The organism is Paenibacillus piri, from assembly GCF_004354045.1.
Lineage (GTDB): Bacteria > Bacillota > Bacilli > Paenibacillales > NBRC-103111 > Paenibacillus_S > Paenibacillus_S piri.
In genome coordinates this window covers 883,583-903,662 of record NZ_SMRT01000001.1, presented here as the reverse complement: position 1 = coordinate 903,662, position 20,080 = coordinate 883,583, and the positions used below count along the sequence as shown (strand labels likewise).

At 53.3% G+C, this 20,080-nt stretch carries 15 protein-coding genes; 2 read left to right on the top strand and 13 right to left on the bottom strand.

Features of this window, described 5'->3' with window-relative positions; genetic code table 11:
• Positions 1-28: 28 nt before the first annotated feature.
• The 7 genes from E1757_RS03805 to ilvB form a co-directional block, all read right to left on the bottom strand.
• A complete protein-coding gene (locus E1757_RS03805; RefSeq protein ID WP_133225467.1) occupies positions 29-1,207 on the bottom strand; it encodes a response regulator in 1,179 nt (392 codons plus the stop codon).
• Positions 1,208-1,391: 184 nt separating this feature from the next.
• Complete coding sequence (locus E1757_RS03800) at positions 1,392-2,105, bottom strand: 2OG-Fe(II) oxygenase (protein WP_133225466.1); 714 nt, start codon at positions 2,103-2,105, stop codon at positions 1,392-1,394.
• Positions 2,098-2,664, bottom strand: a complete 567-nt coding sequence (locus E1757_RS03795; RefSeq protein WP_133225465.1) for a methylated-DNA--[protein]-cysteine S-methyltransferase — start codon at positions 2,662-2,664, stop codon at positions 2,098-2,100. Before E1757_RS03795 ends, E1757_RS03800 begins: the two co-directional genes overlap by 8 nt.
• Positions 2,648-3,274: a bifunctional transcriptional activator/DNA repair enzyme AdaA gene (locus tag E1757_RS03790; RefSeq protein WP_133225694.1), complete on the bottom strand. Its 627-nt coding sequence runs from the start codon at positions 3,272-3,274 to the stop codon at positions 2,648-2,650. Before E1757_RS03790 ends, E1757_RS03795 begins: the two co-directional genes overlap by 17 nt.
• Positions 3,275-3,473: 199 nt before the next feature.
• Positions 3,474-5,246 carry a sensor histidine kinase gene (locus E1757_RS03785; RefSeq protein ID WP_133225464.1) on the bottom strand — a complete coding sequence of 591 codons (1,773 nt, stop codon included), beginning with the start codon at positions 5,244-5,246 and terminating at the stop codon, positions 3,474-3,476.
• A 61-nt stretch (positions 5,247-5,307) separates the two neighbouring features.
• Positions 5,308-5,796: an acetolactate synthase small subunit gene (gene ilvN, locus E1757_RS03780; RefSeq protein WP_133225463.1), complete on the bottom strand. Its 489-nt coding sequence runs from the start codon at positions 5,794-5,796 to the stop codon at positions 5,308-5,310.
• Entirely contained in the window at positions 5,793-7,502 is a 1,710-nt protein-coding gene (gene ilvB, locus E1757_RS03775) for a biosynthetic-type acetolactate synthase large subunit (protein WP_246079027.1), read from the bottom strand. The genes ilvN and ilvB overlap by 4 nt, the downstream gene beginning before the upstream one ends.
• A gap of 1,505 nt (positions 7,503-9,007) precedes the next feature.
• Here ilvB and E1757_RS03770 point away from each other — a divergent pair.
• Complete coding sequence (locus tag E1757_RS03770) at positions 9,008-10,363, top strand: cytochrome ubiquinol oxidase subunit I (protein ID WP_133225461.1); 1,356 nt, start codon at positions 9,008-9,010, stop codon at positions 10,361-10,363.
• On the top strand, positions 10,360-11,379 hold the full coding sequence (locus E1757_RS03765; protein WP_133225460.1) for a cytochrome d ubiquinol oxidase subunit II: 1,020 nt from the start codon (positions 10,360-10,362) through the stop codon (positions 11,377-11,379). The genes E1757_RS03770 and E1757_RS03765 overlap by 4 nt, the downstream gene beginning before the upstream one ends.
• A 208-nt stretch (positions 11,380-11,587) precedes the next feature.
• Here the strand turns inward: E1757_RS03765 and E1757_RS03760 are convergent, their stop codons facing one another.
• The 6 genes from E1757_RS03760 to E1757_RS03735 all read right to left on the bottom strand — a co-directional run bounded on the left by E1757_RS03760 (position 11,588) and on the right by E1757_RS03735 (position 19,885).
• Positions 11,588-13,051, bottom strand: coding sequence for a hypothetical protein (locus E1757_RS03760; protein WP_133225459.1), 1,464 nt, complete (start codon positions 13,049-13,051; stop codon positions 11,588-11,590).
• Positions 13,052-13,664: 613 nt separating this feature from the next.
• The gene (locus tag E1757_RS03755; RefSeq protein ID WP_133225458.1) at positions 13,665-14,750 is read right to left on the bottom strand and encodes a Gfo/Idh/MocA family protein; all 1,086 of its coding nucleotides are present in this window, start codon (positions 14,748-14,750) and stop codon (positions 13,665-13,667) included.
• 423 nt (positions 14,751-15,173) lie between these two features.
• Entirely contained in the window at positions 15,174-15,896 is a 723-nt protein-coding gene (locus E1757_RS03750) for a response regulator transcription factor (protein WP_133225457.1), read from the bottom strand.
• An 81-nt stretch (positions 15,897-15,977) separates the two neighbouring features.
• A complete protein-coding gene (gene pnpS / locus E1757_RS03745) occupies positions 15,978-17,780 on the bottom strand; it encodes a two-component system histidine kinase PnpS (protein ID WP_133225456.1) in 1,803 nt (600 codons plus the stop codon).
• Positions 17,781-17,909: 129 nt separating this feature from the next.
• A complete protein-coding gene (locus tag E1757_RS03740; RefSeq protein ID WP_246078996.1) occupies positions 17,910-18,134 on the bottom strand; it encodes a hypothetical protein in 225 nt (74 codons plus the stop codon).
• A gap of 218 nt (positions 18,135-18,352) precedes the next feature.
• A complete protein-coding gene (locus E1757_RS03735; RefSeq protein WP_133225454.1) occupies positions 18,353-19,885 on the bottom strand; it encodes a fumarate hydratase in 1,533 nt (510 codons plus the stop codon).
• Positions 19,886-20,080: the final 195 nt, after the last annotated feature.

Sequence of the window (20,080 nt, the reverse complement as noted above, 5' to 3'; positions counted from 1 at the left end):
AAGAATGGACAAGGAGTTATCCGGATGGTTATTGATTCCGGTATTCCAAGGGCGTCATGCCGATGCGTTCTTTGAACAGCTTGCTGAAATAATGCGGATTCGTATACCCGATGTCCGCGGCGATCTCATATACTTTCTTGTTCGTCTCGCGAAGCAGCTTTTGCGCGTATTCGAGCTTATTGCGAATGACATAGTCGGAAAAATTTTCGCCGAGCTCCTTTAAAAAGACGCGGCTTAAATATCCGGCGCTGACATGAATTTCCGCAGCGACTTTGGCCAAAGTCACGTCCTCCAGCAAATGCTTGTCGACGAACGCTTTCGATTTCCGCACGATAAAGTTGTCGCTCTGCTCGTTGATCGGCAGCTGGAGAAGCGCCTCCATATATGCCTCCGGGAGCTGCCCGATGTCCGGATAGAGCGAGCTTGCCGATGAAATGAGCGCAATATTGAGCAGCTCGAACACCTTTTGCCGCAGGCTGTCCAAATATTTGCCACGGTCGGCGTACGTTTCCTGACCGGACTTTGCCGCGCCCGGCGCAATCCATATAATTTCGCGAAAGCTGCGGTGAAACACGACGCCTCCCCAATCCTTCGAAACATATTCGTCGATTAAATATTGGAGGGACATGAACCGCAATGAATCCGCATCCTCGCTGTCCGGCACCGCATCGTCCCTTTTGCGGAATACGGTCAACCAATAGCCCGTTTGAAAATCATTCGTTTCGAGCGCCGAGTGATACCGAGTTTCCGGAAACGTATACTTATCGAGCAGCGACAAATAATAATTGTTCCGGTCCTCCTCCGACAAATGCGGATCGTCGGCCGGCGCTTGCTCCAGACGGGCGACGACGGTGATCAACGTTTTGGCCACTTCCTCTTCGTCCATCGTCGGTTTATGCAAATAATCGACAGCCCCGATCCGGATCGCTTCCTGGGCATAAGCAAAATTGTCGTAGCTGCTTAAAAAAATGATCTGCACCGCCTGATTGCGCTGCTTGATTTGTTTCGCGAGCTCCAGTCCGTCCATCCCCGGCATACGAATATCCGTCATCACAATATGAATATTTTCCGATTCCATTATTTGCAGCGCTTCCTCGCCGTTCGACGCCTCCGCCTTCCAATAGACGCCGTAGCTTTCCCAGTTGACCATATAGCGAAGACCGATCCGGACGATCGCCTCATCCTCCACCACCATTAAATTCCACATGCTGACGCTCCTTTAATAAGCTCGAATCCCTATGAATACTATTAGTATGCCCTTCTTCCCATTCTTCCGTCAAACGGACTGGCCTGTCGTGCCTGCGGCCGCCGATTTTCGACACGCTGCAAAAAAAGCAGCCCCTCTCAAGGCTGCTGCGCATACTTCGAATTATCGCGTTGCATACGGGCATTTATTTCGCATCATGAAAAATGATGCCGAGGCTGTATCTCGTGCCCGAGGCGACCGTGCTGACGCCATGCCGGAGCGTGGCTTTGTAATATCCCCGCGACCCGGGGACAGGTCTGTGATTCGTCGGAAATAACAGCATCGCACCCTGCTCCAATGGAATCGCGTGGCCTCGGCTCTGCATTCTTGGACGCTGCTCCACCAGCAAAAATTGCCCGCCGTCGTAATCGGTCCCTGCCCGATTCAATGCGAACACCGCCTGAAACGGAAAGTAAACGTCGCCATACAAGTCCTGATGCAGGCAGTTGTAGCCGCCGGCTTCATACTTGAGAATGAGCGGTGTCGGACGCAGCTGCCCCTGCTCGCGGCACTGCGCCAAAAAGGGCTGCAGTGAGTCCGGATAAACAGCATCGTGCCCAAGCTGCTTGAGCCAACGGTTCGCCGTTCGGGCAAGCCCGGGATACAATGCCTCGCGCAGCTGCTGCACCATATCCGGCAGCGGAGCTTGATAATACTTGTATTCCCCGATGCCAAACCGATACCGGGCCATATCGATCGTGCTCCGAAACAAAGCGCCCTCTCCGTAAGTTCGTATGATTTCGCCGCACTGCTCCGGGTCCAGAAGGCCCGGAACGAGTGCATAGCCCTGCGCGTCCAGCATGTGCTGCAGCGCGTCCCAATCCAATTCGGCGATTCGCTGCGCAAGACGATCAGGCATGCCGCGCGCTCCCCTCAGCCGGTATGTCTTCCCGAGCAGACATACCTTCCCGCTCCAGCCGCAGCAGCTTCGTCTTCATCTCCAACCCGCCCCGGTAGCCGGTTAATGAGCCGTTTTTACCGATAACCCGGTGGCACGGCACGGCAATAAGCACCGGATTGGCGCCGATGGCTGCTCCAACCGCGCGCACCGAAGCCGGGCGTGAAATATGCCGGGCGATTTCCGAGTAGGACCGCGTATTGCCGTACGGAATTTCGCCAAGCGCCTTCCATACGGCAAGCTGAAACGAAGTGCCCCGGCAATCGACGGGCAATGTAAAGCTTTGGCATCCGCCCCGAAAATAGTCGCGCAGCTCCGCGGCATACGGCTGCAGCAACGCATCGTCCCGCGTCCATGCCCAACCGGGAAACCGGTTGTCCGCCCAAGCGGCCATCTCTTCGAAAGGTTTGACCGGGGAACCTACGTAACAAAGCCCTTTTTGCGTTGCGGCGATATGCAGCTTCCATTCATCGTGAACGAACACAGACCAATAGATTGTTCCTTTAATTTTTGTTTCCACTGCGGTGCACCTCCGGTTTGGTCATTTGTTGGTTGAATTGACGGTATTCGGCCGGCGTTTGCCCGGTTAGTTTTTTGAACAGCGTGATGAAATACGGCGTATTCGGCATGCCTACGCTTAAGGCGATGTCGGATATTTGCTTGCGGGATCCGGTCAAGTCGGCCTTAGCCTTATTGATTCTCGTCTGCTGGATATATTCGACCGGCGTTATGCCTGTAACCTTCTTGAAGGTGCGCTGCAAATGATAAGGACTGCCATGGCACATATCCGCCAACGTCTCCAGCGTAAGCTTCTCGCTGTAATTCATGTCGATGTAATGCACGATCTGGTCTGCCCACTCATAATCAGGCAGTCGCTCGCCGGTCGGCCTGCACCTTTTGCAGGGGCGAAAGCTTTCGGCAAGAGCCTCGCGGGCGGATGAAAAAATGCGCACATTTTCCAGCTTCGGGGCTTTCGATTTGCAGGAAGGTCTGCAAAAAATGCCCGTTGTTTTGACGGCATAAAAAAACTTGTCATCGTACGATGCATCGTTGTTCACAATGGCGCACCATTTTTCGTCGGTCATTCGCGCTTCGTAGGCGTCAATTTTATACGTACCCGCCTCAGGCATTTCCGCTGCGTCAGCATCGGCCCTACGGTCGTAAATCACTTGACCGTCAGCCTTATGGGTACCGTTTCCTTGCGTATCCGGTTGGTTTTGATTGCCGTCCATTGCCTCACCTCCAACCACAGTATACCCCCGATGGGCGGTCTGTGTACGCTTTTTCGAATGGAACAGCAAGATATCGAAATTGTCCGGATTTCTAAAATCAGACCTCACGATAGGGCATGCGAAGCCTAATACGGGTAAGGCCGGCATCGCGATCAACCGTCAAGCCGTAATCGTGCCCGAACCGCAGCTGAATCCGGTCCCGAACGTTGCGCAGGCCGATATTCGCCGTGTGCTCCGAATCGTCGGCCGGCTCCTGGAGCTTGTCCCATGCTTCGTCGGAAAAACCGGCGCCGTTATCCGCTACAACGATCGATAAAGTACGCCCTCCGTCCTCCAAACCGGCTTCAACCGTGATAATCAGCTTCCTTTCCAGCCCTTTGGCACCATGAAATATCGCATTCTCAAGCAGCGGCTGGAGCAGCATCGGGGGCACGGCGGCGTTCATCACCTGCTCCGGGATGCGCCATTCGATTTCAAATACATTCGTATACCGCAAATCCATCAAAGTGGCATAATCCTTCAGCAGGCGAATTTCGTCCTGCAATGTGACGAGCTCGCTGTCCAGCTTCATATTGGCGTGCAGCAGCTTGTTCAACGATTGGATCAGCTTTGCGATTTGCGGCGACTGCTGGAGAATCGCCAGCATGCGTATCGAATTTAATGTATTATACAGAAAGTGCGGCTGAATACGCGCCCGCAGCGCATACAGTTCCGCATTGCGCTTCTGGCGTTCCTTCTCCTCGATGGAGTAGATTAGCTCGTCCAGCCGGTGAACCATCCGAACATAGCTTTTTTCAAGCTGGCCGATTTCATCCTCCCGTACGATGGCTGCGGGTGCCGAAAATTTACCCCGCTCGACCTCGCGCATAGAACGGATAAGCCGGTATATCGGCTTGGACAGTCCTCTGGCCAGCAGCCACGACACGGCCGCGGCTACAAAAGCGAGCACAATGATGATAACAATCGTAAAATTTCGGATCGAACGGCTTCCTTTCAGCAATTCATCGCTGTTTACGCCCATGTAAATTTTCCAGCCCAAATAATCGCTCTTCAAAGAGACGCCGCTGTAATTGACTTTGCCGGAATCCGCGGCTATGTCCGCCTCCCATGCACCTTTTTTTATATCCGTGCCGATTTGCCGCAGCCGTTCGGTCAGCAATGGATCGGTGTCATAGATCAAGTTCCGCTCCCTGTCCAGCACTGTGACCTGAACGTTGCGCAGCTCCAGCGACTGGACGATTTTTTGAATAAAATCAGACGAAATAAAGATCGCGATCACCGCCAGCGGACGATGGTTGTCATCCATTAACAGTCGTGAGCCGACAATCGCATTGAAGGGCGGCCCCGTAAACTGCCTGATCTCGTTCACCCCTGTAATGACGAATCCGCCCTGCTGATCAAGCACTTCCCGGTACCAGCTGTCATTTTTCATGTTGACGCTAAGATCGATGGATGATTCCAGACTGGCCCGGTACCCGTTGGTCGTTCCGTTCATGCCGTAGATCATCAGGCCGCCAATTGACGAATTAATGGACGGATAGGCGCTCATCAGTCTTACCATCGTTTTCTGGGCGTTAATTTCAGCCGTTCCCCACTGATCCTTCGATACGAAAGGTTTATTTAAAAAGCTGAAAATATCCGGCATATAGTACGGCAGCATGCTGAACCGGTCAAAATCATTGATCTGGCGTTCAATGGATGTGTTTAACTGCGCCAAAATCACATCCAAATCCTGCCCCGTCTGATTGTTCAGCATTTCGGATGATCGTTGATAAGCGGTCGTCCCAATCAGCATGGCGGGGATGCTGCTGAGAAGAAAGAAAACGAGCAGCAGCTTCGTTTGAAACGATATGTTCGTCCAGCGAGACATAATACCCCTCATTTACCTATAGTTTTCGACCATTTATTTATATCACTTGACCCGCGAATGTTCAAATCGGCCCGCCGCGCCGGATCGCCGTTATCCCCGTTCGGGACAGCTCCAGTACGCCGTATGGCTGCAAAAGCTCCAGCATCGATTCAACCTTGCTGCTGTCGCCAACCGCTTGAATAATCATGCTGTCCGCACCGAAATCGACAACCGAGGCGCGATACGTTTCAACAACGCCCAGCAGCTCCGGCCGCCGGACGGGCTCCGCCCGGACCTTGATCAAGGCTAGCTCGCGTGCGACCATCGGACTTGAGCTCAAATACTCCACGCGGACGATATCGATCAATTTGTTCAGCTGTTTCTGCAGCTGTTCGATCGCACGGTCGTCCCCCGTGGAAACGATAATCATTCGCGATAATCCGGCTTCTTCGCAGCTCCCTACCGTGATGCTGTCGATGTTGAAGCCGCGCCGGCTGAACAAACCGCAGACCCGCTGCAGCACCCCGGGCTGATCAAGTACAAGTATGGAAACAGTATGTTGTTTGCTCATTGCGAATCCCCCATTATCATGTCATCTAAGGTCGTGCCGGCCACTATCATCGGGAATACATTCTCCTCTTTCGGAACGACGAACTCGACGAGCACAGGCCCAGGCGTGTCCAGCGCCTCCTGCCAGGCCTGCCGCGCTTCTTCCTTATTGGACGCTCTTAGCCCCTTCACGCCGTAAGCTTGCGCCAGCTTGACGAAATCGGGACTGCCCGCCAGATCGACATGGCTCAAGCGGTTTTCGTGAATGATTTCCTGCTGCTGCCTGACCATGCCCAGCACCTGATTGTTGATGACGACAATTTTGACCGGAATTTGGTGAATGGCGCAAACGGCCAACTCCTGCGCGCACATCTGCATCCCTCCGTCGCCGTTGATGGAGATGACAAGCCGTTCCGGATTGCCGAGCTGCGCCCCGATGGCCGAAGGGAAGCCGAACCCCATCGTGCCGAGACCGCCGGAGGTGATCAGGGATCGGGGATGATTAAACTTGTAAAACTGTCCCGTCCACATTTGATGCTGCCCTACGTCTGTCGTCACGATAGCCTCGCCGCGCGTCATCTCATGAATCATCTCCAGGACGTACTGCGGTTTTAGCTCGGTCTCCGAATCGTTGTAACGAAGCGGATGGTTCATTTTATCCGCTTGAATTTTGGCGAACCATTCGGCGGATGAAGCGGGCTTGGCGATCGTATTCGCATAGCTCAGCACGGCCTTGATGTCCCCGACGCAGGCGATATCGGTCTTGACGTTTTTGCCGATTTCGGCCGGATCGACATCGATATGAGCAATCCGTTCGGCACGCGGAGCAAAGCCGTCCAGCCGCATCGTAACGCGGTCGTCAAACCGCGAACCGATTGAAATAAGCAAATCCGCGTTCTGGATTGCCTTATTGGAAGCATACGTGCCATGCATCCCGGCCATCCCCGTCCACCATGAATGGGCGCTCGGAAAGCCGCCCAAGCCGAGCAGCGTCGTTACAACGGGAATGTTCGTCTTGTTCACGAAAGTGATCAGCTCTTCCGACGCGTCGGCATGCACGACGCCTCCGCCGGCAATAATGAGAGGCCGCTCGGACTGCCCGATCGCCTGGATCAGCTCATCGACGGGAGCACGATCGAACGGCTGCTCCTCCGGCGCCCGGTAGCCCCTGATACTCACCTCCGGCGGAGATTCGGCGAGCATGCGCTGATTCGATACATCCTTCGGAATATCGATCAATACGGGCCCCTTTCGTCCTGTACCGGCGATATAGAAGGCTTCCCTGATAATCCGCGGCAGTTCGCGAACATCGCGCACCAGGTAGCTGTGCTTCGTAATCGGCATCGTAATGCTGACGATATCCGCCTCTTGAAACGCGTCCGTTCCCATAACGGTTGTAGGGACGTTGCCGGTTATGACAACCAGCGGTACGGAATCCATGTACGCCGTCGCAATGCCCGTCACCAGATTCGTCGCTCCCGGCCCGGAGGTGGCGATGCAGACGCCGACCTTCCCCGTCGAGCGCGCATAGCCGTCGGCCGCGTGGATCGCCCCTTGCTCATGCCGGGTCAGCAAATGCCTGAATTCCGGGTTGCCGACCATCGCGTCATAAATATACAGTACGTTGCCGCCGGGATATCCGAATACGCATTCAACGCCTTCCTGCAGCAAGCCGCGCAGCAATGCCTCCGATCCCGTAATCTGTTCATCCTGCTTATCCTGACTCATTGCAGCGGTTTTCGCTTCAAATAATTCCAACTTCTCCATGGGTGATGCCTCCTCGAAAAAAATAATACCCCTCTCATCCCACTTGCAGGCAGTAAACTGCCGTGCAAAGGGACGAAAGGGGTTCATTTTTCGCGGTACCACCCTGGTTTGCCGGGAACCTCGCGGTTCCGGCCTCATGAGGCAAGGAAACTACTTGCCTGCAGCACGGTAACGTGTGCCATTCCGTTTGAGCCTACACACCCGGATCAAGCGCTAGATCCAGGCTTTCAGTCGACAGCTCCGAGACGACATCAGCCGAGAGGGTTACGGCAAAGGTTCCAGCGTTTCCTTTGCTCTCTGGGCATAAGAGCCCCCGGCTTTTTTTCTCTTCATCGCTTTTGATCTATGAAATACGGCAAAAACCCCTCTCGTCTGCGGCCGGCGGCAAGCTGCCTGGCGCAAGGGACGAAAGGGGTTCGTTTTCGCGGTACCACCCTGCTTCGCCGAAACCTTGCGGTTCCGGCCTCATGAGGCAAGGAATCCCCTTGCCTGCGGCACGGTAACGTGCGCCACTCCGTTCGAGCCTACGCACCGCCGTTCAACTCGCTTGAACGATCCGGTTTTCGGTCGACTGCTCCGGGACGACATCGGCCGAAGGATTACGGCAAAGGTTCCAGCAGTTCCTTCGCTCTCTGGGCATAAGAGCCCCCGGCCTTTCTTCTCTTCATCGCTTTTGGTTTATAAATGCACAAAACCCCTCTCGTCTGCGGCCGGCAGCAAGCTGCCTGGCGCAAGGGACGAAAGGGGTTCGTTTTCGCGGTACCACCCTGCTTTGCCTGGACCTCGCGGTTCCGGCCTCGTGAGGCAAGGAAACTCCTTGCCTGCAGCACGGTAACGTGTGCCATTCCGTTCAAGCCTACATACCCGATTCAAGCGCTTGGTCCGGGCGTTCGGTCAAAAGCTCAGAGACGACATCGGCCGAAGGATTACGGCAAAGGTTCCAGCGTTTCCTTTGCTCTCTGGGCATAAGAGCCTTCGGCTTTTATTCTCATCATTGCCGTTCAAGATTTAATTGCTCCTATATTAGCATAAAGCCATGCTACATTTCAAATAAAAAGTGACCTACAGTTCTGAAGCAAACTTCCGATTACTATCTTGAAGTACGGCCACGTAACAAAATAACGTGACGGCCGTATTGTCCCAGTTTCGCTCTTGAGAACTCATGGTATAACTTCATTTGCGCCAATTTCTTGACCCAGGACACGCTTGACCGAGAGAACCCCAACTGCCCCAATCTTTAAGCTGCGCTTTATCGACAACTGCGCCGGCCTCTGAATCGAGGATGTCAATCAATGTATTTCTATTCCATTTTTTCATAGACCATTTGCACTCCGTTTTCATCATTTCGTAACCAATTAGTCATCAGTTGCCCAAAATTTTGTGAAAAAAATCACATTCATGCGTTATAATAAATATCGAAGGGATGGAAAAAAATATCATGTACTGAATAGAGGAGCTGATAAGCGATGATGTCTTACGATCCGGCCGTGTACAGCCGAATATTGACAGGACTTACACTCGGTTTTCATATTATTTTCGCCACGATCGGGGTCGGCGTTCCGGTAATGATCGCTATTGCCGAATTTCTCGGCATCAAGAAGAAGGATCCTCACTACATGCTGCTGGCCCGGCGCTGGGCGCGCGGCTTCGTCATCACGGTCGCGGTAGGCGTCGTTACCGGTACGTCCATCGGTCTGCAGCTCAACCTGCTGTGGCCGAGCTTTATGCAAATCGCCGGACAAGCCATTGCGCTGCCGCTGTTTATGGAGACGTTCGCCTTCTTTTTTGAAGCGATTTTCCTCGGCATTTATTTGTATACTTGGGACCGGTTCCGCAACCCATGGATTCATTTCTCGATTTCGATTCCGGTTATTATCGGTTCCTCGGCATCCGCTTTCTTCATTACGATTGTCAATGCGTTCATGAATACGCCGCAAGGCTTCAAACTGGCGGGACGCACCATCATCGAGATCGACCCGCTGGTTGCGATGTTCAACCCGGCTACGCCTACCAAAACGGCGCATGTTCTATCGTCCGCCTATATGACCTGCGCTTTTGTGCTGTCCGCGATTGCGGCAATCGCCCTGCTGGCCGGCAAGCGTCATGCCTATTATCAAAAAGCGTTGAAGCTGACAATGATCTGCGGGCTCGTCTTCTCCGTAGCGACCGCATTCATCGGCGACTTGTCGGGCAAATTTCTGGCTGAGTATCAACCGGAAAAGCTGGCCGCGGCCGAATGGCATTTTGAAACGTCGGAGCAAGCGGCACTCGTATTGGGTGGCGTGCTGGGTGAAAATAATGAAATTCGCTATGGCTTGAAGCTTCCCTACGTGCTCAGTATTCTCGCCTTCGGCAACCCGAATGCTGTCGTGCAGGGGTTGAACGATACGCCCGAAGATTTGCGTCCGCCGCTCTACATCCATTATTTCTTTGATATCATGGTAGTAATAGGCAGTCTGTCGATCCTGCTCTGTATCGCTTACCTGTGGTACAACCGCCGGTCGAGGCTAAGTCAAAACCGCATGCTGCCCCGGTGGCTGCTGCGCTGCATTGTCTGGTCCGGACCTTTGGCCATGCTTGCCATCGAATGCGGCTGGATATTCGCCGAAGCCGGGAGACAGCCGTGGATTTTGCGGGGCTATATGAAAACCGCAGAAGGCGCCACCACGGCAGCCCACGTCGACTGGATGCTGCTGCTGTTTTCGCTGCTGTATATGGTACTGGGCTTCACCGTCTGGTTCATCCTCCGCCGCATGTTCCGCACGAACACGCCTGAGGAGGAGCTCGCAAAACGGGGAATGGAAGGAGGTTCGCACGTATGAATATCGAGCTGATCGGCATCACGGTGCTCTGGATTTTTCTGTACGGCTATTTGATTGTCGCCTCGATCGACTTCGGCGCCGGTTTTTTCAGCTATTACAGCATGCTTACCGGGCGCAAGCATCTTGTACACGGCATCATCGAGCGTTACTTATCCCCGGTTTGGGAAGTGACGAACGTCTTCCTGATTTTCTTCATGGTCGGGATGGTCGGATTTTTCCCGGATACGGCTTACTATCTGGGTACGACGCTGCTCATACCCGGCAGTATCGCAATCGTGCTCCTGGCAATCCGGGGCTCGTATTACGCATTCAGCACATACGGCTCGCGGGATAACAAGTTCTACACTCTTCTCTACGGGGGCAGCGGGCTGCTTATTCCCGCCTCGCTGTCGATCGTGCTGACGATTTCGGAGGGAGGCTATATCGTCGAGCATGACAATCAGGTTACGCTCCTCTACGGCAAGCTGTTCACCAGCTCGTATGCATGGTCGGTCGTTCTGCTTGCGCTTGTCAGCGTCTTATATATTTCCGCGGCGTTTCTGACCTATTACGCGGACAAGGCGAAGGACGCCAAAGCAATGGAAGTGCTGCGCGGCTTTGCTATCGGCTGGAGCGCGCCAACGATTCTCAGCAGCCTGCTTGTATTTTTCGCGATACAAAATCATAACCCGGAGCATTTCCAAAACATGATGAGCTTGTCATGGATGTTCGTGCTATCCTTTCTATGCTTCCTGGCGGCGACGTATTTGATCTGGGCCCGCAAGCGGCTCGGGTCAGCCTTTCTGCTCGTGATGCTGCAGTTCGCGTTCGCTTTCTTCGGCTACGGCGCCGCGCATCTCCCGTACATTGTATATCCGATGGTCTCGATTCATGAAAGCATTACAAGTCCCGCTATGGGCGTGGCGCTGATCATCGCGTTTATCGCCGGGCTGCTGCTGCTCATCCCTTCGCTGTACTTGCTAATGCGGCTGTTTCTGTTCAATGCCAATTACGTGCAAGGCAAGCATCATAAATAAAAAGAGTCCGGAAACGGGGGCAGTCACAAAAAGCTGCAGATGAAGGAACCCGTCCCCAACCATGAGCAAAGACGCCTCCAAAACCGCTAATGAGCGGGGATGGAAGCGTCTTTTTGATACGTAAAATCATAAAGAAGCAGTGTAAAATCCGAAACCGGTTTTTACACCAAAGCCAAGTTGCAGCCGAACCGTCCGCTATTTGTCTTTATCAAGGAGCGCCGACACGAATTATAAAATGCGTCAGTATGGCGGATTGGGCCTGCTGCCGTTGAGGCTGTTCATCGCCTTCCTTGACATAATCAATCGTCATCGGCAGTTTAAATTGGACGCTGTACAAGCCGAAAGGCACCTGCTTGCCGTCCGCGTCTTTTTGATTCCATTCCACAGTCAACGATCCGCTTGCTCCGCTGTTCAGCTTCGCATCAAGCGCAGGCAGCGTTCCCGACCAGACGAGCTGCGACGGAAGATTTTCGTCCGTGTCTTGCATGCGGACGATTTCGAGCTCAAAACGAGCCGAGGGGTGCAGCGTAACAGCTTCCGTACCGACATTTTTTACTCCGACCTGGATAAAGGCCGACTGGCCAAAAGCAAATGCTTGCTCCGGATTGATCACGCCGTCGGCGTTGGCGACGATTGTCGTCAAATCGAATGGGAAATTTCTCCATCCCGTTCCGACAATGCCTTCCTGCAGGTTCCATTGCGCATTGACTGGAACCGCGTCAGCCGCGGCAGGCGGCACATACGCGGCGGGGTCGGCCGCCCCACTTACCTGGTAAATCCATACGTCCCCGAGCCAATCGCTATGAATATGATGCCAGCCCCCGCCGCGCTCAAAAACCGGGACGGTTTGCGCTCCAAGAACGCCCGCTATGCGTGCCTTTTGATTCGGATGTTCGTAAACCTTTGTTTGCCCGGTTAGCGTCAGGCTGCTGTCTTCCGACCGAAGGTCCGTCGGATAGCCGACCTTCGGATTGACCCAGCGCCGTCCTTCCCATGTATCAATGTAGTACCAATTGTCGCTTAGCCTAACCTTGGATACAACGGTCTGCGGCGATAATAAACCGGCGACCGGGCTCCCCGCATCGGGGATGTCGAATAACGGAGCAGGCGTCTGCAATTGGACCCAGAAGCCGGAGCTGCTCGCGCCCGCATACTCGACGTTTGGAATAACCGGATGCGCGGGATGAATCCATTTGTAACCGAGCCAGGTTTCGATCAAATAGCTGCCCGCCTCCGTGTACAAAGAGCGCACGACTTGCGGAGATATCACACCCAAGCTTGGCATTCGGGCAGTGCGGTCGCCGTACAGACGTTCCTCGCCCATCAATACGACATAATTGTAATAGCCATCCTCGAATTCGGGATTTTGTAGCTGCACCCATCTTTCCCGCCCGGAGGCGTCCAATTTAAACCATACTTTGTCGCCGTTCAGCAGCTTTCGCTCCCAGTTCGTTTCCGCACCCGTAACCGGAACGGTCTGCGGGGACGCGTCGTAGACAAAGCCGCCGTTCATCGCGTCATAGACAGGCGTCAACGCGTCCGTCAAATGTACTTCCTTCGGCAGCTTCACCGCTTCGGAAGCCGGTTCCGCAGCGGATGCCGCTCCGGTGACAGTCAGGACGCTGCCCGCCAACAGCAGAACCGCCGTGATCAACAGTATTCCGATTCTCAATTCAAACCCTCCCATCCGTAAATTTACTGCTTATTTCAACAAACCTGAAAGCCCGGTGAATAGCGCCCGCTGCGCAGGCGGATCATTGTGCACGGTCGCGAATGAGGAGGCGCACGGCAAATCCAACAAGCGGGAAGACCGCGCGCGACGCGCGAATAGAACGCCGGACCGTGAGCCGTTAGTTTGAACGTTATGGATGAAACCGTCTCCTATTTAAACGCTTCGGATGAACAAAAGTTACAGACGAGCGCAAATGAAGCATTGAGTTTGAGCCACAGCCTTACCGCTTAAATATCCGGACGAGTACGCCGGAACGCAGGAACGCAACGGCTTCGTGCGTAGACTTGGTGGACACACCGGGCTACGACTACGATATAGCCGCGACAAAAGAACCCGGGGCCGCCCCGGGTTCTTGAACGCAAGTATGCAGTTGTAAGTCCATGCTTGAAACGAGGCGACAAAAGTTGGCCAACGAATCCGCAGTAGCAACCTTCAGGTTGTTCCGGTTATGTTCCGTCGCTGCGCCGAATGCCTCGTCATCCCACCTACCGCCCGACGTCGCGCTGCAAAGCCATGGCAAAGATCAGGGCCGCATAGAGCGCACGCAATCGGTTTACCGCTCGAAGTAAACGGCCTTGCCCGTTCTCGAGGATTCATAGATCGCCTCAAGTATTTCCGATACGACACAAGCCTGCTCAGGCGTCACTACCGGCTCTTTATCCTGCTCGATCGCTTCCAGCCACAAACGAGCTTCCAGATCGGCGGGGCTTTCCTTCCTGCCATCGTAAAAATCGACGCCTTTGGCATCCAATTGAATTTCGTTCATGAACAGTCGGCTGTGCTTTTCCCCGTTAATGCGCAAACCGTCCTGCATGTCGGCTCCACCCTCGGTTCCGCATAAAGTTGTTTTGGCTTCGCCGGTTTGCAACATGTTGATCGCCCAGCTCGATTCCAGCACGATCGTCGCTCCGTTTTCCATCGTAATCATGCCGAAAGCGGAGTCCTCGACCGTAAACTTGTCGGGATCCCATGAGCCCCAGGCGTTCGCCGCATCCCGTTTGCCCGACAGCTTATGAAAAGCGGTGCCCAGCACAGCCTTCGGTTTGTAGTTATCCATCATCCACAGCGTCAAATCCAAAGCATGGGTTCCGATATCGATCAACGGGCCTCCGCCCTGCTTCTCTTCATCGAGAAAAACGCCCCAGGTCGGTACGGCGCGGCGGCGAATCGCATGCGCCTTGGCGTAATAGATTTCTCCAAGATCGCCTTCGGCACAGACCGTTTTCAAATATTGGCTGTCCGAACGGAACCGGTTTTGATAGCCGATCGTCAGCTTTTTACCGGTACGCTTGGCCGCTTCCACCATACGTCTTGCGTCTGCGGCTGTTTTCGCCATCGGCTTTTCGCACATGACATGCTTGTCCGCTTCAAGCGCAGCGATTGAAATGTCCGCATGAGAATCGTTCGGTGTGCAGACGTGCACGACGTCGATCGATTCATCATTCAGCAGATCGCGGAAATGTTCATATACTTTCGCTCCAGGAGCTCCGAACTGATTCGCCGCTTCCTGCGCCTTGTTTACATCGATATCGCAAAAAGCGACCATTTCGGCATTCGGCTGATTTTTCAACGCGGGCATATGCTTGCCGTTGGCGATCCCCCCGCATCCGATAATCCCTATTCTAAATGTTTTCGACAATGTCATGTTCCTCCTTATAATAGATCAATCCATCTACATCTTCGCATTTATTGCTGCCTATATAAGTTGAACCAATAAAGCGTGTCCATTGCATTCCAAAAGGGATGGCCTTGCAGCTTCAGGCATCTTGTTTTGAGTTTCCTTGATCTTACAGGCCTTCGGCTGGAAGAAACTCAAAGCCAAAACTCGCCTGCAAGACCATTCCCTTTTTCCATTTCATTTGGTTTATCTCGGATGTTCTTTGGGTCAACTATATAGACTTAGTATAGACAACAAATGGGAAAAAATAAATTTCAAATCCTGCTAACCTTGTATGCGATTGTGGCTTATGTCAAATTTCCCGGGAAATCGACACCTCCTTTCATAGTTGAAAATGATAAAAAACTCCCGATCGACTTGTACCGGAAGTTTCTCTTGCTGTGATTATTCGCTTTTTTTCGGAACGGAGCTGACGAGCTTGTAGCCAACGCCCCGGATCGACTCGATTTGCACGCTTTGCTGGTTCATTTCCAATTTTTTCCTGAGAGAGCTGACATGGACGTCTACCGTCCGCTGGCCGCCGATGTAATCGAACCCCCATACGATATTCATCAGATCGTCTCGGGTCACCACTACGCCGGGCCGCTGCACAAGATACAGCAGCACTTCGAATTCCTTCGGCCGGAGCGGAATCGACTCTCCGTTCAGCGTAACTTCGTATTTCTCCGGATATATATACAAATCCCCGGCGCTAATAACCTTCTCAGCGGCCAAGTTTTTTTCCTGCAGCTGCTCGTCGGACATCGTTCTGCGCAGCACTGCGGATACGCGGGCCAACAGCTCGGCGACGCCGAACGGTTTCGTAATGTAATCGTCAGCCCCGTATTTAAGCCCCTGCACAACCTCGTCTTCCGCGTTGCGGGCAGTCAAAATAATAACCGGCGTTTTATTGCCCTTTTGCCGCAGTTTGGACAAAATTTCAAAGCCGTTCATCCCCGGCAGCATAATATCGAGAACGATCAGATCGAACGACTGCTGCAGCGCGGCTTGCAGTCCTTCGCTGCCGTGATCGACCACCTTGGTCTCATAGCCGTCCTGCGATAAATTATAAGACAGCAGCCTCGATAAGGTAGGCTCGTCTTCGATTACTAAAATTTTTTGTGGCATGGGAATCCCCCGCTTTAATTTCTATCTGTCCATTGTATGCTTGCAACGTTCCGTTACAAATACAATCTAATCATAGCATGCCTAGTGAATAATCGGCAATTCGATTATAAATTTTGAGCCCATTCCGACTTCGCTTTCCACCCGGATCGTGCCTTTATGCAGCTCGACCAGATGCTTGACGATGGATAGCCCCAGTCCGGTGCCGCCTGAGCTTCTGGACCGCGCCTTATCGACTCTGTAAAAACGTTCGAAAATTCGCGGCAAATCTTTCTTCGGTATGCCGATACCCGTATCGGAAATCGTCAATCGCACCCTCTCGTTCTCGGCGCCGTCTTCCCCGCCCGGAAGGGAATCGACCTTGACCTTCACTTTGCCGCCCTCCGGCGTATAGTTGATTCCGTTGGACAGCAAATTGATCAAAATTTGCCGCAGCCGGTCTTCATCCGCTTCGATATATATGGTTTCATCCGCCTGCATCTCGAGGTCGATCGATTTTTTGATCGCTTCCGCATTCATCACATGCAGGCAATTGCCGATGAACGTCTGCAGATGGATCGGGGAAAACTGCAGCGGAATTCGTTTCGATTCGATTTTGGACAGCTCGAGAATATCCCCGATCAGCCGGTTCAGCCGCTCGCTCTCATCGAATATGATTTGCAAAAACGACCTCGCCGTCTCCTTATCGTTCAATGCGCCGGCAAGCAGCGTCTCGGCAAAGCCTTTGACCGCGGCGATCGGCGTTTTCAGCTCATGCGACACGTTCGCCACAAATTCGCTGCGCATTCGTTCCAGACGGCGAACCGCCGTAATATCATGAAGTACGATCAAGATGCCGGCCCATTCTTCCTCATTCAACGACATCGGGCTCAAATTGATTTCCAGAATGCGTTCGGACGGGTAATAAAAAATCATTTCATCGCGGATATGCTCCCGTACATCGATGCATTCCTGTATGAGCTGCGTGAAGTCGAACTGCTGCTTCGCTTCATCGAATTTTTTCCCCAGCAGCTCCTGCGAGGAGAAGCCCAGAATATCTTCCGCAGCCGGATTCAGCAGTACGATTTTGCCGTCACGGTCGATCATCATGACGCCGCTGGTCATATTCTCCAGCACGCTTTTCAAGCGGCTCTCGTCCTCCAAAATGCGGTTCATCTGCAGCTGCAGGCTGTCCGCCATCCGGTTGATTGCATACCCGAGCTGTCCGATCTCGTCTTTTTTGCGTCCATGGACGCGGGCTTTATAATTGAGGTTCGTAATCTGATGCGCGACCTTCGTAATCAATTCAATCGGCTTCGTAATGCTGTAGGCTACGCGGTAGCTCACCAATACGGCAATCACGAAGACGGCCAGCAAGCCGAGCAGCAGCACGAACCATACTTTTTTAATCGAGGCGTCGACTTCCTGGAGACTCATCGCAAGGCGCACATAGCCTTGAATTTGACCGCCGTCATCCTTGACCGGAACGACCACATACAGCATGTTGCGGCCGATCGTGCTCGAATACCGGCTGTCCGATCCAACGGTACCGTTCTCGCGGGCCTCCATAACCTCCTTGCGCGTCGCGTGGTTTTCCATATCCGCCGGATCATGGTCGGAATCGCCCAGCACTTTGCCGTCGGCGCGAATATAAGTGATGCGGGCATCCGCTGAATTTCTCAGCCGGTTGGCCTGATCCGTATAATAGCGGATTTGTTCTGCTTCCGTGCCGCCTTTATTCCAATCCAGGGTGACGAGAATAACCCGGAGCTCCCGCTGCATATACGTTTTTAACGCTTCAATATGCGATTCCTTCAGCATTTGAGCCATAAACAGGCCGGCGATCAATACCGAAGAACCGATCAGCACCATAAAAATTAATGTAAGCCGGGTGCGAAATTTATGCATCTTGGGAGGTCCTTTCACTTGAATTCACTGGAAGATGTAACTGGACATTACTCTTAATCGTAGCCGACCGGCTGAGGAAAGGCCAGTTATTTTTTTGTAAAGGCGGCAGGAGGATGATCGTCGGAAAGCTTACATTTTTCCCTGCTTGATCCAAATATAAATGCGGATGGAGCCGAGCACCGCGACCCCGAGCAGCATGAACAGCATAAACAGCCAGATCCCCATCCGTTCAATTTCCATGAGACCTTCCGCATTAAGTAAAATAAAGCAGCTCAAGCCGACAAACATCGCATACATGAACAGATTCGGAATGAGCCAGATGATCCGCAATTTCAACCGCTTCTTGTTGTTCATTATTTCCACCTCCATGCTGTTTCATAGATGAAAACCGGTTGCGCTGCATGGAAGCGTTCAGCGCGTCGGCCAACGAGGCTAAAATCAAACAAAACCCGGTATCCATGACGGTACCGGGTCATATACTGCCGCGCAGAGAATTTCTGGTTCATCAGGACCGGCCGGCAGGAACGTACGATTTCATATATCCGCTGCGCGGATCGCTCTTCAGGCCGTTGTCAGACGAATACCGGGTCCTTAAATTTCGCAAGCTTCGCCAAGGAATCTTTCTCGACATCGGCATGCAGGCTGTTGCCATGGGAATCCATAGTAACAATTGCGGCAAATCCTTCGGTCTGCAAATGCCACATCGCCTCCGGAATACCGAACTCCATGAAATCGACGCCTTCGACTTTTTTGAAGCATTCCGCGTAATATTGCGCCGCGCCGCCGATCGCGTTCAAGTACACGGCGCCGTGCTCCTGCAATGCCGCCAACGTTTTGGGACCCATGCCGCCTTTGCCGATGACGGCGCGGATGCCGAACTTTTTAATGATATCGCCTTGGTAAGGCTCCTCGCGGATACTGGTCGTCGGGCCTGCCGCTTTTACATGCCATTCGCCCCCGGCATCCTTCGCCATAACGGGGCCGCAATGGTAAATCGCAGCGCCGTTCAAATCGAGCGGAGCGTCGTGATCCATCAAATATTTGTGCAGCGCATCGCGGCCCGTATGCATCATACCGTTAATGATAACTACATCGCCTACACGCAGCGAACGGATCTGTTCCTCGGAGATCGGCGTTTGCAGCACGACCTCGCGCCGCTCGGCAGGAGCTGCCTCCGCTTCGGTCTTCGTATTCATCGGAACGGTATCGCCTGTCCGGTATACCCATTCCTTGATCTCGCCGTTGTTCGAGTCGAGCAGCACGCCTTGTCTGCGGAACGCCCAGCAGTTGTAGGCAACCGATACGAAAAAGCTCGCAGGAAGACGGTTCATTACGCCCACCTTACAGCCGAGCAGCGTTACCTGACCGCCGAAGCCCATCGTCCCGATGCCGAGCGAATTGGCGTTCGCCATTACGTAGTCCTCCAGCTTGCGCAGCTCCTCGTTCGGATTAACATCGTCCACATGGCGGAACAGCTGATGCTTCGCAAGCTCGTAGCCTGTCGTCCGGTCGCCGCCGATCCCTACACCGATAAAGCCCGCGCTGCAGCCTTGACCCTGAGCCTGATAAATCGCGTGCATAATGCATTTGCGGATGCCGTCGAGATCGCGTCCCGCCTTGCCCAGCCCTTCAAGCTCCGCCGGCAGGCTGTACTGAATGTTCTTGTTTTCACAGCCGCCGCCTTTCAAGATCAGCTTTACTTCGATATCGTCTCTTTCCCATTGTTCAAAATGAACGACCGGCGTTCCCGGTCCGAGGTTGTCCCCGGTGTTGGCGCCCGTCAGAGAGTCGACCGAATTGGTGCGCAGCTTGCTGTCTTTGGTCGCCTGCGCTACCGCATCTAAAATTTGCTTTTTCATCACTATTTGGTTTGCGCCTACTGGGCAATGTATAATAAAGGTCGGCATTCCCGTGTCTTGACAGATCGGAGAAACATTGCATTCGGCCATATGAATATTGTCGGCAATCGTGGACAACGACAGCGCGGAGCGCGTGCCCGCATCCTCCTTCGCTTGCGCCGCCTGAATCGCTTGGCGCACATCCGCCGGCAGGTTCGTCGATGTTTCCACAATCAGTTTATAAACGCTCTGTTGAAAATGCTGCATGAATAAAAATCTCCTCTCCCATAATTAGCGCGGCTTCGATTAGCCGGCTCCATCATATATATATGTATATAATAACATAATCCCGCACGTTCAAAAACTGTGAAAATGAAGCGCTCAGCCTTGCTTACATCCGATGCGCTTCCTTACACGGTTTGCAAAGTTTTCGATTTTCGGACCTGGTTTTCGGAAGGATTT